13 protein-coding genes are annotated in these 15,297 nt (G+C 43.7%); 4 read left to right on the top strand and 9 right to left on the bottom strand.

The window, feature by feature from the left end:
- Nucleotides 1-21: 21 nt before the first annotated feature.
- Nucleotides 22-1,137 (bottom strand): ABC transporter ATP-binding protein, encoded by a 1,116-nt coding sequence (locus tag BN3261_RS09475; protein ID WP_015527387.1) that lies wholly within the window; start codon nucleotides 1,135-1,137, stop codon nucleotides 22-24.
- Nucleotides 1,138-1,468: 331 nt separating this feature from the next.
- Here BN3261_RS09475 and BN3261_RS09470 point away from each other — a divergent pair, with 331 nt between their 5' ends.
- The 3 genes from BN3261_RS09470 (at nucleotide 1,469) to BN3261_RS09460 (ending at nucleotide 4,618) form a co-directional block, all read left to right on the top strand.
- Nucleotides 1,469-1,927: a transcriptional repressor gene (locus BN3261_RS09470; RefSeq protein ID WP_021651932.1), complete on the top strand. Its 459-nt coding sequence runs from the start codon at nucleotides 1,469-1,471 to the stop codon at nucleotides 1,925-1,927.
- A 259-nt stretch (nucleotides 1,928-2,186) separates the two neighbouring features.
- Nucleotides 2,187-2,528 (top strand): DUF6110 family protein, encoded by a 342-nt coding sequence (locus BN3261_RS09465; RefSeq protein ID WP_059086121.1) that lies wholly within the window; start codon nucleotides 2,187-2,189, stop codon nucleotides 2,526-2,528.
- A gap of 14 nt (nucleotides 2,529-2,542) precedes the next feature.
- Nucleotides 2,543-4,618, top strand: a complete 2,076-nt coding sequence (locus tag BN3261_RS09460) for a heavy metal translocating P-type ATPase (protein WP_059086120.1) — start codon at nucleotides 2,543-2,545, stop codon at nucleotides 4,616-4,618.
- A 180-nt stretch (nucleotides 4,619-4,798) separates the two neighbouring features.
- Here BN3261_RS09460 and BN3261_RS09455 read toward each other — a convergent pair whose 3' ends face one another.
- The gene (locus BN3261_RS09455; protein ID WP_059086119.1) at nucleotides 4,799-5,746 is read right to left on the bottom strand and encodes an AraC family transcriptional regulator; all 948 of its coding nucleotides are present in this window, start codon (nucleotides 5,744-5,746) and stop codon (nucleotides 4,799-4,801) included.
- A gap of 260 nt (nucleotides 5,747-6,006) precedes the next feature.
- Here BN3261_RS09455 and BN3261_RS09450 point away from each other — a divergent pair, with 260 nt between their 5' ends.
- Nucleotides 6,007-8,124: a glycoside hydrolase family 36 protein gene (locus BN3261_RS09450; protein ID WP_110925789.1), complete on the top strand. Its 2,118-nt coding sequence runs from the start codon at nucleotides 6,007-6,009 to the stop codon at nucleotides 8,122-8,124.
- Between the two features lie 245 nt (nucleotides 8,125-8,369).
- On the opposite strand, the gene BN3261_RS09445 is transcribed toward BN3261_RS09450, so the two are convergent.
- The 7 genes from BN3261_RS09445 to BN3261_RS09420 form a co-directional block, all read right to left on the bottom strand.
- Nucleotides 8,370-8,783 (bottom strand): C-GCAxxG-C-C family protein, encoded by a 414-nt coding sequence (locus BN3261_RS09445; RefSeq protein ID WP_022426236.1) that lies wholly within the window; start codon nucleotides 8,781-8,783, stop codon nucleotides 8,370-8,372.
- 20 nt (nucleotides 8,784-8,803) lie between these two features.
- Entirely contained in the window at nucleotides 8,804-10,162 is a 1,359-nt protein-coding gene (locus BN3261_RS09440) for a M20 family metallopeptidase (protein WP_110925788.1), read from the bottom strand.
- Nucleotides 10,163-10,266: 104 nt separating this feature from the next.
- Nucleotides 10,267-11,475, bottom strand: a complete 1,209-nt coding sequence (locus BN3261_RS09435) for a MalY/PatB family protein (RefSeq protein WP_059086118.1) — start codon at nucleotides 11,473-11,475, stop codon at nucleotides 10,267-10,269.
- 177 nt (nucleotides 11,476-11,652) lie between these two features.
- On the bottom strand, nucleotides 11,653-12,816 hold the full coding sequence (locus BN3261_RS09430) for an RNA-guided endonuclease InsQ/TnpB family protein (protein WP_059086117.1): 1,164 nt from the start codon (nucleotides 12,814-12,816) through the stop codon (nucleotides 11,653-11,655).
- Nucleotides 12,764-13,423, bottom strand: coding sequence for an IS607 family transposase (locus BN3261_RS09425; RefSeq protein ID WP_059086915.1), 660 nt, complete (start codon nucleotides 13,421-13,423; stop codon nucleotides 12,764-12,766). The genes BN3261_RS09430 and BN3261_RS09425 overlap by 53 nt, the downstream gene beginning before the upstream one ends.
- A 449-nt stretch (nucleotides 13,424-13,872) precedes the next feature.
- Nucleotides 13,873-14,028 carry a hypothetical protein gene (locus BN3261_RS17730; protein WP_021652569.1) on the bottom strand — a complete coding sequence of 52 codons (156 nt, stop codon included), beginning with the start codon at nucleotides 14,026-14,028 and terminating at the stop codon, nucleotides 13,873-13,875.
- Nucleotides 14,029-14,170: 142 nt separating this feature from the next.
- Nucleotides 14,171-15,208: a helix-turn-helix domain-containing protein gene (locus BN3261_RS09420; protein WP_059086116.1), complete on the bottom strand. Its 1,038-nt coding sequence runs from the start codon at nucleotides 15,206-15,208 to the stop codon at nucleotides 14,171-14,173.
- Nucleotides 15,209-15,297: the final 89 nt, after the last annotated feature.

Genomic DNA, 15,297 nt, shown 5'->3' with positions numbered 1-15,297 from the left:
GTTTTTATGATTCGACGAGAATTAGTTTGTGATAGTAAGCTCTGTCTCTTTGTCGAAGAAGTGAGCTTTCTCCATATCGAATGCAAATCTGATCGGATCACCGGTCTTAGCTGTTGTACGAGGATCAACTCGTGCTGTAACCTGAGTTCCGTCAACATCGAAGTACAGGAATACTTCAGCACCAAGAAGCTCGTAAACTTTAACTACGGAGTTCATTGGTTTGCTTGGAGATGTCTCAAGGAACATCTGAGAATCATGGATATCCTCAGGACGGATACCAAGAACAACTTTCTTTCCAACATAGCCTTTGTCTTTCAGGACTTTAGCCTTAGCTGCCGGAACGATAACCTCATGCTCACCACCGATCGTAGCAACTACATTGCCGCCTTTTTCGGAGATAACAGCATCAAGGAAGTTCATCTGCGGAGATCCCATGAATCCTGCAACGAAGAGGTTGCCTGGTTTCTGATACAGGTTCTGTGGTGTATCAACCTGCTGAACAACACCGTCTTTCATAACAACGATTCTGGTACCAAGTGTCATAGCCTCTGTCTGGTCATGTGTTACATAGATGATAGTAGCGCCAAGTCTCTGATGGATCTTGGAGATCTCGATACGCATCTGTACACGAAGCTTAGCATCCAGGTTGGAAAGAGGCTCATCCATAAGGAATACCTTAGGATTACGAACGATAGCACGTCCCATAGCAACTCGCTGTCTCTGACCACCGGAAAGAGCCTTCGGTTTACGATCAAGAAGCTTGTCAAGGTCAAGGATTCTTGCTGCTTCACGAACAGCCTTGTCAATCTGGTCCTTCGGAACTTTACGAAGCTTAAGTCCGAATGCCATGTTATCATAAACTGTCATATGAGGATACAGAGCGTAGTTCTGGAATACCATTGCGATATCACGGTCCTTAGGCTCAACATCGTTCATGACTTTGTCACCGATCTTAAGTGTACCACCGCTGATCTCCTCAAGACCTGCGATCATACGAAGTGTTGTAGATTTTCCACATCCGGATGGTCCTACGAAGATGATGAATTCTTTGTCTTCGATCTCCAGGTTGAAATCTTTAACTGCCTGGAAGCCGTTCGGATAAGTTTTATTAATGTGAGATAATGATAAACTTGCCATTGTTGTTTCCCTCCAAAATTAATATATTGTTTTACGTAATTTCCTTTGCTGGTTAACAGTATATCGAAAATGAGAGAAAAGGGCTAGAGCTGAATCTTACAAAGTTTCCGGCAGTTTCTTGTCATTCTGACGAAAAAACGAAAGGGGATTTTTCGTCATTTTGTCAAAACGACGGTTTCCTATGTACAGGTTCACGAAACATTATACGGTATTCAGGCAGAATCCTCAATATGTAAAAAAAGTTCAAAGGAGTTATTTACAACTAACCTAAGTTGGAGTATACTAACTTATTAGATAAAAGAAAAGTTTTCTCAATAAAGGAGGGATCAGAATGCATATTGCAGAAGCCGAAACAGAAGAGAAAAAAACAGGATGCTACCGACATACAGAGATGCAGAGGGATCTTATTATAGAGAAACTGAAGGAGAAGGGGCTCCGCATCACCAGACAGAGAAAGATTCTTCTGGACATTATCCTGGAGGGAGAGTGCTCCTGTTGTAAGGAAATCTATTACAGGGCTTCCGCATTGGATCCGAAGATCGGTGTAGCTACAGTATACCGTATGGTCAATACGCTGGAATCCATCGGTGCTATCAGCCGAAAGAATATGTATCGCGTGGCATGCAGCACAAAAGGCGTCTGCACAGTAGAACTGGATGATGATACGATATGCCATCTGTCCGGACAGAAGCTTAATGAAGTGATCCTTGCAGGACTTCGGGCTTGCGGGGAGATCAGTGAACAGAATATCCGTACCCTGGCGCTGCTGCCTGTTCATGAGGTCGGGTGAGTATGGAAAAGCTATGGCACAATATAATAGGAAAGAAGAGGTTTGTATAGACTAAGAATTAGATAGATCAAACTATTAGTAAAAATTAACTGTTAGGTAAAAATAACTGAAAATTTAACGAATTGTGCTGAGTTCACACAAAAAACACTGGACTTTTTTTTACAGACATTTTATAATATTGAAAATATCGGGGCGGACATGAAAAATCCTCACCGGGAATCAGAAAAAAATAAAAATCATATATCAGGAGGAAATTATTATGGTAGACTTTAAATTCAAGAAATCAGGACTTTTTGCAGCAGGCGTTCTTTTCGGTACAGCAGGAATCAAGATCCTCACAAGCAAGGATGCGAAGAAGCTTTACACAGGATGCACAGCAGCTGTTTTAAGAGCTAAGGACTGCATCATGAAAACAGCTACGAATCTTCAGGAGAATGCTGAAGATATTTATGCTGAAGCTAAGGAGATCAATGAGGAAAGAGCAGTAGCTGAAGAGGCTGTAGAGGATGTTGAGACAGAAGCAGAGGAAACTGCAGATGAGGATGCATTCAAAGAAACAGCAGAAGAGACAGAAGAAGCAGCAGAAGAGACAGCTGAGTAAAGAGGCGATTTTCCGTGAAATTTTATATCAAACATGAGACAAGAGGCCGGCTTCGTATCCATCTTGCTCAGAAGAGGATGAGCTACGGGCAGGCAGATACGCTGTTGTATTATCTCGAGAATCTTGATGGAGTGGTTTCTGCCAAGGTATATGAGAGAACCTGTGACGCAGTTGTAAATTATCGGGGCAGCAGAGCTGCGGTTATCCGTGGTATCAGCGAATTTCATTATCAGGATGTAGAGGTTCCTTCACAGGTGCTGCAGAGCTCAGGGAGAGCGCTGAATGCAGAATATCAGGAGAAGCTGATCTCCAAGGTGATCTGCCATTACGGAAGAAGGCTTTTTCTGCCATATCCGCTGAATGCCATTTATACAACAGCTACTTCCCTGAAATATATCTGGAAGGGAATCGATACACTTCTTCATCGTAAGATCGAGGTGCCGGTCCTGGATGCCACTGCAATTGGAGTGTCTGTATTACGTCAGGACTTTGGTACTGCAGGCTCCATCATGTTCCTGCTTGGAATCGGAGAGATCCTGGAAGAGTGGACGCACAAGAAATCCGTAGGTGATCTTGCAAGAACCATGTCCCTGAATGTTGGCAGGGTATGGCTGAAGAGAGAGGATCAGGAAATCCTGGTAGAGTCCGGAGAGGTCCAGCCGGGAGATGAGGTTGTTGTACGTATGGGTACTGTAATTCCTTTTGACGGAAGTGTTACAGATGGAGAGGCTATGGTCAACCAGGCTTCTCTTACCGGTGAGTCTGTACCTGTATGCAAGAAAGAGGGCAGCGTTGCCTATGCAGGCACTGTTGTGGAGGAAGGTGAGATCACCATCCGCGTAAAGACGGTAGGTGGTTCCAGCCGCTATGACAAGATCGTTACCATGATCGAGGAGTCTGAGAAGCTGAAATCTTCTTTGGAGGGAAAGGCAGAGCATCTGGCAGATAAGCTGGTTCCCTATACTCTTGGAGGAACAGCACTTACATATCTCCTTACCAGAAATGCCACCAAGGCCCTTGCGATCCTAATGGTGGATTTCTCCTGTGCGCTTAAGCTTGCAATGCCGATCTCTGTATTGTCTGCGATCCGTGAGGCCGGTACACATAAGGCTACAGTTAAGGGCGGTAAATATCTGGAAGCAATGGCTGAGGCAGATACCATCGTATTTGATAAGACAGGAACTCTGACAAAGGCGAAGCCAACCGTTGTGGATGTGGTTCCTTTTGACAACAATGATCCGGAGGAGATGCTGCGTATCGCCGCATGTATGGAAGAGCATTTCCCACACTCCATGGCCAAGGCTGTTGTCAGTGCTGCCAGGAAGAAGCATCTGGCCCATGAGGAGATGCATTCAAAGGTTGAATATGTAGTAGCGCATGGAATTTCCACTACGATCGAAGACCATAAGGCCGTGATCGGAAGCTATCACTTTGTATTTGAAGATGAGAAATGTCTGATCCCGGAGGATGGCAAGGAGAAATTCGACAATATTCCGGAAGAGTATTCCCATCTGTATCTTGCCATTGACGGACGCCTTGCGGCCGTGATCTGTATTGAAGATCCCCTTCGTGAGGAGGCGAAAGCTGCTGTAGAAGCACTGCGCGGGGCAGGGATTTCCAAGATCGTTATGATGACAGGGGACAGCGAGCGTACAGCAGCAGCCATTGCCAGACGTGTGGGAGTGGACGAATATTATTCCGAGGTGCTTCCGGAGGATAAGGCCAACTTCATCGAAAAAGAGAAGGCAGCCGGAAGAAAGGTTATCATGGTAGGTGACGGAATCAATGATTCTCCGGCACTTTCCGCAGCCAATGTCGGTATCGCCATCAGTGATGGCGCTGAAATTGCCCGGGAGATCGCAGATATTACTGTAGGTGCAGATGATCTTCAGGAGCTTGTTGTTCTGAAAGAGATCAGCAATGCACTGATGAAGCGTATCAGACGTAATTACCGTTTTATTATTACCTTTAACGCAGGTCTTATCGCCTGTGGCGTTGCAGGTATCCTGCAGCCGACTTCATCCGCACTTCTGCATAATACCTCCACACTGGCGATTAGCCTGAAGAGTATGCAGAATCTGCTTCCATAGAAAATTTTTAACCGAGTCAAGTAAGTCCTCTGCAGGATTGCGAATATCCGCTTGACAATAAATATAAAAAGCCGGCCAGGTTATCGAAGAGATAAGAGCTTCGTACCTGGCCGTTTTTTTAGGCGGCTCAGACGTGGATCGCAGGTATCAGCCTGAAGGTGTAGGTGTATGAAGTAAGTTTTATTCCTGAGGAAAGGGTTCGCTTTCCAACATCAGTCCGTCAGTCATATGATAGCGTTTTTTTTGGGTATCCGAACGGAGAGGCCGGGTATGAAGGCTTCGGTACCTGGAGGGGCTCATATGATAAAATTTTTCGAAGGTATGTGCAAAATGCTGCCGGCTGTTATATCCGGAAGAAAAGGCAATATCCGTAATGTGCAGAGTACTGTTGCACAGAAGAAAGGAGGCCTGTTCCATACGCTTGCGGTTGATATAGGTATTGATGGTGCAGCCGTTTTTTTCTGTAAAGAGCGCCTGCAGGTAGGATTTGTTGATCCCTGCATATGCGGAGATGGCAGGAATATCAATGTCTTCCAGATAATGCTCGTCAATATAGCGGAGCGCTTTTTTCAGATAGACGATTCCCTGGGTGCTCCGGCTGGAGCGGGCGCAGAATGCAAGCTCTGTAAGCATGCGGCTGAAAAGAAGAAAGAAGAGAAATTCTTCCTTTTGTATCTGACCGGAATTTTGTTGTAAAAAGGTGAGCAGATCCTTCAGGCTGTATCCGAAGCTGCGGGAATCCGCGCCGGAGCAAAAGCCCTGGGAGGATTCCGTAAAATTCCAGAACCAGGAAAATCCGGGATCCTTTTTCAGGAGAAGCTCCAGAGCAACCGGACTTTTTTCGGGAGTAAGGGAAAATTCCAGATTCAGGATCGAGCAGGGAAAACCATCCGGAATCTCCAGCCGGTGAGGTACATCCGGACGGATAAAGATAAATTGCCCGGATTTCAGTGGGAATTCCGTGTCCTGTGTGCCATCCAGGCAGAAAACCCGGCAGGAACCGGAGGTGATATACATGATCTCATAGCTGGAATGTGTGTGATGCTCCATATGATAATAAGGCAGGGAGAGAGCATAAAAAGCAGAAATATGGAAATATCGGGAAGAGCCCTGGAAAATATCTGGCATGAAAAAACCTCCTGAGTATACTGCGAAGCGGAATGTAAATATTTCAGCTGTAAATTGCGAGTCGGACAGATGCAGATATTCGATTAAATCGCCCTACATGTCTGACTGACTGTACTCTTTACTGTCAGCAAACAGTATATCACGCAAAAATAAATACGACAATATATTGCATTTTTACATTCAGGGGATGATACCTGTCACCTTATAAAAAAACAGATATTATACTGTGATCAGAATCAGAAAAACGGAGGGTATTTTCTATGAGCTATAAAAATGAAAACATGAAAATGATCGAATTACATGAGAATGGCCTGGATATCCAGTTTCGTATCCGGGAAAACGGCGTGGTAGAGCTGGCAGATTTTTCTTCACAGGAAGTAAAAAAAGCAGTCATGGAGCCGAAGGAGGATATCTGTTATCCGGCTGTTGAGATCCACAGAAGCGGCACAGGAAGCTTAAACATGCATGCCTACAAAAACAACATCAATCAGTCCTCTGTGGATTTTGTTTATGAGAACCATGAGCTGAAGGCACAGGCCGGCGGAAAAGAGCTGGAGATCGTAATGATTTCCCCGGAAAAGCTGAAGGCAGTATATCATATGCGCCTGTTTGACGGAGTGCCGGCAGTACAGACCTGGACAGAAATCATCAACGAGGGAAGCGAGAATCAGGGGCTGACCTATGTTTCTTCTTTTATGTATCAGGGAATCTCCAGAGGCGGCGAGAAGCCTTATTATAAAAAAACAGATATCTATGTGCCGTTTAACAGCTGGTGCTGTGAGGCACAGTGGCAGAAATACGATGCAGAAACGCTGAATTTAAACGGAATGGTCGTAGATGGCTTCAATCATCAGGGATATGGCCTGAACCGTTATTGTTACAGTGGAAAGGGCACCTGGTCTACCTGTGAGTATCTTCCCATGGGAATTGCCGAGGACAGAGAAACAGGGGAGACGTATATTTTCCAGATTGAAAGCTCCGGACAGTGGCTGGCAGAATATGGCTCTGCACAGGGCGGAAATCTGTATCTTGCCTTAAGCGGCGCCACAGAGCAGGAGCATGGCTGGTATAAGAATCTGAAACCGGGAGAAAGCTTTACAACCGTTCCGGCAGGGGCAGCGGTTGTAAAAGGTGGCCTGAATCCGGCAGTAGCGGCACTGACCAGATATCGGAGAAAAGTACGCAGACCGAATACGGACGATGAGAAGCTGAACGTGGTATTTAATGATTACATGAACTGCCTGATGGGAGACCCTACAACGGAGCGGGAGCTTTCCATCATTGACAAGGCAGCAGAGCTCGGATGCGAATATTACTGCCTGGATGCAGGCTGGTATGACGACGGATTCTGGTGGGACCGTGTCGGGGAATGGAAAGAAGCATCCGGAAGATTCCCCAATGGTTTGAAAGAAGTCTGCGATCATGCACACAGTAAAGGCCTGAAAATGGGACTCTGGCTGGAAATCGAGGTTATGGGAGTTGCCTGCGAGCTGGCAAACAAGCTTCCGGATGACTGGTTTGTCTGCCGTCATGGAAAACGCCACATTGACAATAAACGCTATATGCTGGATTTCCGCAATCCGGAGGTACGGAAATATTGCCGTGATGTAGTAGACAGACTGATCAATGATTACGGTGTAGAGTACTTTAAAGTGGACTATAACGTAACTATGGGATATGGAAGTGATCTGAACAGTGACAGCTGTGCAGATGCCATCCGTGAGCATTATGAATGTCTTCACCAGTGGTATGAGGAAATCTTCCGGGATCATCCGGAGCTTGTTGTGGAGAACTGCGGTTCCGGCGGACAGCGTATGGATTATGGTATGCTGAAGATCTTAAGCCTGCAGTCTACCAGTGATCAGACAGATTATCTCTACAATGCCAATATCGCTGCCAATGTAGCCAGTGCGGTAACTCCGGAGCAGGGTGGTATGTGGGTATATCCGTATGAGGATGAAGAAGAGCATGTAATCTACAATGTAGTAAATGGTATGCTTCTCCGCCCATATATCAGCGGTATGGTATGGAAGCTGGGCGAAAATTCCATGAACCGTATGAAGGAGGGAATCTCCCTGTATAAGGAGATCCGTGAGGAAGTCCGTGACGGCGTGCCGTTCTTCCCACTTGGTTTTGGAACTCTGAAATCTGAAGTTCTTGCTTACGGAGTGAAAGCAGAGAAGAATACCTATCTTTCGGTATGGACACCGGGAACAACAGAAGCAGTGATCCCGCTGGAAAATGCAGAGCAGGTCCGCAGAGTATCCGTGATCTATCCGAAGGAAGAGATGTGCGGATATAAGATCGAAAATGGAAATCTTGTAGTGAAGATGCCACAGGAAAAAGCGGCCAGACTGTTTAAGATCGAGATGAAATAGAAAAGCGTGAAAGACCGTAAGTTTGACGAAGAGGCGTGGGCAAAAATAAAAGAGCGCCGGCATTTTTACCAGAAAGCTCATCAGTCTGGATGAAGTTGTAAAGATCCCGGCTGTGTACCTGAATTATAAGAAATACAGATGGGTGAAGGATCTGACAGTGAAAAGCGAATAGAAACAGAAAACAGCAGAGCTGTATGTCCCGGGATTACAGGGAATATACAATTCTGCTGTTTTATTTTATGAGATTATCTGTTTTCCGCAAGATATTCTTCTGTAAGAGCAACCGCATCGGTGATACACTGCGGGCAGCTGCAGAGAACCTTGCCTGTCTCTACACCTTTTAATTCACGGCAGATACAGGAACCGTTTTTTTCTTTGAATTTCTGGATATAGGTGCGGAGCTTTTTGTAAGTGTCACCTTTGGAGCCGGAACCTTCTTCGGTATTTCCGCGGCTGTTGGAAAGTCCGATGATCATAGCCATACCGGAAAGAGCACCGCACATTTCCATAACACCCATTCCAAGGCCGAAGCCCTCGGCAATACGGAACATCTCGTTTTCATCGATGCCAAATTCCTGGCAGAAAGAACAGGCAACTGCCTGTGCACAGTTACAGCCATTCTCGTGTAATTTTGTAGCGTGTTCAGCTTTTGTACTCATGATTTCTTATCCTCCTGATTTCAGATCGCAAGCATATTTTTGATCGCTTCCATATAGATCAGTACTGCTTCTTCCATGCCGGAGACCAGGATAAATTCATCGGCTCCGTGGATACGGTAGTCAATTCCCTCTTTTTCAGGTCCGAAGGCTATGATGTTTTTGAGGGATTTTGCGTAAGTGCCGCCTCCGATGACCATTGGTTTGTGTTCGGTATCGCCGGTCACATCTGTGTAAGCTTTGTAAAGAGCATTTACCAGCGGAGATTCTCTTGGGAAGAATAACGGAGCAACAACCTTTATGATCTCAATACGACCGTTTTTATCTTCCAGTCTGTCCTGGCACATTTTGCGGATATCGGTCTCATTAAGAGTTACCGGAACACGGATATCGATGGTACAGGAAATGACACCGTTTTCTGTTTTTACGATTCCGTTGCATAACGTCAGATCGCCGTATTCATCTGCAAATTTCAGACCAATGCCGGAGCCGTCACATGCAGTGCCGATATGGGAGTTATAGAATTCCACAAAGTCATCTTCAAAGCCTGCTTTTGCCAGACATTCAAAGGTTACTCCTGCAGCATTGACACCGAGATGGGGAGTGCTGGCATGAGCCGGAATACCTTTGGCGTAGATGGTGAGCTCACCATTTTCTTCGGTTACCTTATATTCCTGGAGCTTCGTCCGGGAAAGTGCGGATTCCAGCTTTTCCTTCAGACCGTCCTCATCGGGAACAATGGTTGTACAGGTGTCACACATTGCATTGGATACAAAACCGCCGTTCATGGAGATAATCCGGGTGTTTTTGGAGCAGGCGATCATGGCAAGCTGACCTTTTTCACCGTGGATACACGGGAAGCTGGCATCCGGTGTGAAACCGCAGGAAAGCTCTTCTGCTACCTGATTGTAGTGATCCATACATCTGGAACCTGTTTCCTCGTTGCAGCCCATGATCAGGCGGACTCTTTTGTTCAGCTTCACGCCGTGGTCGCGGAGAAGCTTCATGGCATAGAGCGCTTCCAGGATAGGGCCTTTGTCATCAGTGGTCCCGCGGCCGTATACATGATCGTCTTCACGGGTAAGGCGGAACGGATCGTAGGTCCAGTCTCCGCCTACAGGAACGATATCCAGATGACCGGCGATGCCGACGATCTCATCGCCCTCACCCATTTCGGCATAACCGCAGTAGTTATCCAGGTTTACGGTTTTAAAGCCAAGTTCTTCGGCAATCTTCAGTCCCTCTTCCAGGGCTTTTGCAGGACCCTCACCAAATGGTTTTCCCTCGGAAGGGGTACCGAGCTGGGAGTCAATGGCAACCAGTCTGCCAAGATTTGTGAGCATTTCTTCTGATAATGCGTGGATTTCCTCTTTAATATCCATATTGATTTCCTCCTGTTTACAGCGTTCCGGAAAGTGACAGGATGGAACGCTGATGTTATGAGCTCTATTATAGCATAGATTGTAATGAATGGCAGAGTGGATTTTTACCTGTTGAAGACGTACCGATCCATTCGGCGGAAGGCTTCTTCTATGCGGGAACGGGGTGAGGCCAGATTCATTCTCAGGTGACAGGGACCGAAAAACATCCTGCCGTCCTGGACGGCAACGCCGACATCCCAGCAGGCTTTTTCCACATCTTCGATTGTTTTGCCATGGGCAGTACACCAGTCGGTGCAGTCGGCAAAGAGCATGTAGGTGCCTTCCGGTCTGGAAACGTTGACACCCTTAAAGTGCCGGTCAATGTAATCACAGGCAAAGCTTACATTTCCGCTTAGTACTTCGCATAGTTCATCGGTCCATTCATAGCCTTCAGGCTGATAAGCGCCAAGCAGAGCGTGCATGGACAGAACATTCATCATATTATAATGGCTCAGACTGGACTCCTTCAAAATACGATCCCGCCACCAGCTGTTGTATACAATGTGATAGCTGCCAACAAGTCCTGCCAGATTAAAGGTTTTGGATGGAGCGTAGAAGGCTGCTGTACGCTGGCGGGCATCTTCGCTGACGGACTGGCTGGGGATATGCTTATGGCCATTCAGGATGAGGTCAGACCAGATCTCGTCTGAGATGACGTAGACATCATATTTTCGGTACAGCTCCATGGCTTTTTCCAGCTCCCGGCGTTCCCACACGCGTCCGCAGGGATTGTGTGGATTGCAGAGAATGGCAGCGTGGATCTTCTTTTCACGGAGTTGTTTTTCCATGTCTGCATAATCCATTCTCCATATGCCGTTTTCATCCCTTACCAGCGGAGAATGTACGGCCTCGTAGCCGTTGTTTTTCAGGCTTGAGGTGAAGCCTATGTATGTCGGGCTGTGGACCAGGACGTTATCACCGCGGGAGCAGATGCAGTTCAGTGCACTGATAACTCCGCCCAGAACGCCATTTTCGTAGCCAATGTGCCTGGGCTTCAGACCGGTGACACCGTGGCGTGTTTCCTGCCAGCGGATGATGGCTTTATAATATTCCGGCGGGGCTTCGAAGTAACCGAAGGCCGGGTGACTGGCCCGTTCGATGATCGCCTGCTGTATGGTAGGTACAGTAGGAAAGTTCATGTCTGCTACCCACATCGGGATGGCATCGAAGCCCTCCTTCGGCGGGGCAGGAGAGAAACCATCGCCCTTCAGGCCGTCTACTGCGATGGAATCTCTGCCATGCCGGTCAATGATGGAAGTGAAGTCGTATTTCATATGAATGCTCCGTTACTGAAAACTTATAAAAAGTTATAAACTTCTATGTTTCATTCCTACTTCAACGAGTATGCTTTTGATGATATAAATATCTATCTACTCACAAGTTCTTGTACTCTCCATAGGCGTAAATTCCGGATTAACGTACCCGTACATATTTGCACTAACGTTTTAGTGTTAGCTTGCAAATCTTTCTCCATAAGCCTTGAGATTTATAGATGCCTGAAAATCTCTATCAATGACATTTCCACAATCACATTTATAAATTCTGTCAGATAATTTCAAGTCTTTTTTAATGTTTCCACAGCAACTGCAAAGCTTTGATGATGGATAAAACCGATCAGCCACAATAAGCTGGATCCCTTTATCGCTGCACTTGTATTCAAGCTGCTTTCTAAACTCAAAAAACCCCTGATTCTGAACTGCTTTTGATAAATGTCTATTTTTCATCATTCCACTAACATTCAAATCTTCAATACAAATAAATCTTGGTTTTCGACTTACAATTTCAGATGTAGTCTGATTCAAATAGTTCTTACGGATATTTGTTAATCTGTGATTTCGTTTTAATAAAAGTTTTTCCTTTTTGATTACATTATTTGTTTTGCAGTAACTTTCTCCTTTCTTATTTTTCTCGTAAGAGCGAGAGATACTACGCTGTAATCTGCGTTTCTGTTTTTCTAGTTTCTTTACTTTCTGACTTTTATTGATGTTCTTATACTTAGCTCCATCAGAGCAAATAGCCAGATCTTTGATTCCTAGATCTATACCAATCCCATCATCATTAAGTTTTTCTATGCAATCAGGAAATTCCACACATACGCTGATCCACCAGTTCAACCCATCAAAAGATATTCTCGGATTCATGTATTTAGCATCTGTAGGAATACGACCATGCTCTGCAAGTCTTACCCAATTTAGTTTTTGTTTATTTCTTTTCCTGCTCGAAGAAAATCCTTCAAACTTAACATGAGTATTGCTGAATTGTATCTTAATATTATCCTGATAGAACTTCGGTATTGATCTCTTTTTTGGCTTGAATCTTGGGAATTTCTGCAAACCTTTGAAAAAGTTCTTATAAGCGGTGCAGGCATCTTTGATCGCCTGTTTGGTTACATTATTTGAAATACTCAATAACCATGCGTATTCATCAGAATGTCTAAGCTTTGTAAATTCTTTTCTGAGTTCTGCATCTGAAATGAATTTTCCGCCTTTTTCATAGTTTTCTATCTCCATTGCCAAAGCCCAGTTATAAGCAAATCTTGAAGCACCTGCGTACTGAAACATCTTAGTTTTCTGTACATTGTTTGGTATCAACATTGCTTTTATGGCTTTTACCATCTACTTCCTCCTGTATCAGTTCCCGGATAAGTTTCTTGGCTTTATTCGCTCGTTTTCCTTGTAATTTGCAACTGAATACTGTGATTATCTGAACCAGATCTTCAACAAGTTCCGGCTGTTCGGATTTTTCAGTATTATCAATAATCTCAATCTCACAATTATAAAGCGAAGCGATATATTCTATCAATTCAAAACCAAATCGCAATAGCCGATCTTTATATAAAACAACAACCTTTTCAACCTGATTTTGAGATATTCGCCTGATCAATTCCTGGAGTTCTTTTTTCTTATAATTAATTCCGGAACCGATATCACTTATTATCTCAAATGGCTGTCCTTTTGCCAGAAGATATGTCTTAACATTATCAATCTGTCGTTCCAGATCATCTTTCTGTTTATGGCTGGAAACGCGACAATATCCAATTGTAATGCGATTTTTAGGCTTTACATTTATTACCTGGTTGAGTTGCTCGTCAGAATAATATCTATAGCCGCTTACTGTAGTATGATGCGGATGAAGTTTTCCATTGGCATCCCAATTTCGTAATGTCTGGGCGGATACGCCTATAATTTTTGAAAATTCATGTATAGAATAATATTTACTCAAAGCATCAACTCCTTTCAATAATATTCTGCTCTAATATCTTATAAAACTCAACATGTACTTATATGATTTTATAATTTTATAATTTATATTTAACTGTTAATAACCTCCTGAAAAATTCTATTTGCTTCACCTTATCATATTTTGGGGGTGGCGTACATATATTAATGTAAATTATGAGACGATTTGATTTTGTGTAATTGAGTGGATGGATTGAATAGTGCGAATAATCTATAAAAGAAGTGGCGGAAATACCAGCAATGATATTTCCGCCGTTTTACAACTCCGAATATCCTATCCAGAGCTACTTTGTGTTCAGAGTATATGTTATAAAATCAAATTTTATGAAATGTAAAAAGGAACTCGTCCAGAGCCCCTTTCCTTTGAATAAGTAATAATATCTTTCTCACTCCGGAAAAAGACTTCTTTGTACTTATATGATACTGGTTCAATTACTCCTTGTCAATATTTATTTTTATCTTTGTAATGTGTTCTGTCAAAGAAATATCATCTGGCAATTCAAGAATTTTCCTTAGTTCAGCAAGTTCGTCCTGTGCCTTATTACGTTCTTCTTTTATTTTTGAAATATATTGCAATTTATCATCCATTGAGGTGGTAAATTTCGTTGCAATCACGCACCCTATGGGTTAAAAGAGATGCAGGAGCCGCGACGCCTGCATCTCTTTCATCTATAAATGTGATCTATTGCGAATGAATAGGTTTTTTATTTTGCAATAAACATAAGCAGGATCAATACTTTGCTAATAATTTTTTCCAGGGTTTATAGCCTTTCATATAAGCAAAGTCTTCTTCATTTTGGAAGCCTGCAATCAGTTCTTTTTTCATTTCTTCAGCATATGGATTTTCTACATCTTGGAATTTTATATGTTTATATAATCTTGATTTCTGAAAATCACAGATTGTATCGACATTCTCCAGCAGTTGTTTTATTACCTTAAAAGTATCTTCTACATTTTGTTCTGCCACCACAACATTAAACATGGTTGCACATTCATTGTATTTTCCCATCTCAAAAATACCTGCTAATGCATACATTTTCTCGGCCAGGAATCTTGCGGATTTATGATCTTTATTGTCAAGAGCTTTTGTGATCATCATGCCAAAGGCAAGATTCAAAGTAGTATACTCTGAAAGAATTATATTTTCCAGTTTTTCATATGCTTCTTCTGTTTTTTCCTGTTCCATGTATAATTGCCCAAGTCTTAGTTTTTTCATGGGATCATAGTCGGAAAAATAGTTCAGATATTTTTCTGCCATTTCATAATTCCCTTTTCGCAAGTAGAATCCGAACAGAGAATCTGCCGCATGGTGCTGGATTTTTTCGTCCTTGTCATTTAGTGCCATTTCGTACCAGGAATTAATCTGTTCGTCGTACTTATCGGGATGCTCACACTGACCTATGATTCTTCGCGAGTCAAGCATCACCGCCACCTGCCAGATAAGCATGTTGCAGTTAGGGTAATCTTTTATGATATTTACTGCCCATTGATAGGTCTTTTCGTAACCTTCTGCTGAAAACATTTTGTCCATTTCCTGAATAAGTTCTGTAATTTCAACGTCTGTCAGATTTTCATGAAAAGACAACAGGGTATCAAGGGAAATATGTAGCAGTCTTGCAATTGGTGCTAACAGTTCAATATCTGGATTGGAGTTCCCGTTCTCCCATTTATTCACCGCTGGAGTAGTTACTCCTAAGCGGTTTGCCATTTCCTCCTGGGTGAAACCAGACTCTTTTCTATATTTTTTTATCACATTTCCAATATTCATCCTAATTCTCTCCTGATTGAAATTTCAAAAGCTTTTGTGATTAAATCATAGCAGGATTGGAAATTGAACACAATTGAATTGTTGTTAAA

The organism is Blautia massiliensis (ex Durand et al. 2017), from assembly GCF_001487165.1.
GTDB lineage: Bacteria > Bacillota > Clostridia > Lachnospirales > Lachnospiraceae > Blautia_A > Blautia_A fusiformis.
This window is presented reverse-complemented; position numbering and strand designations above follow the sequence as displayed.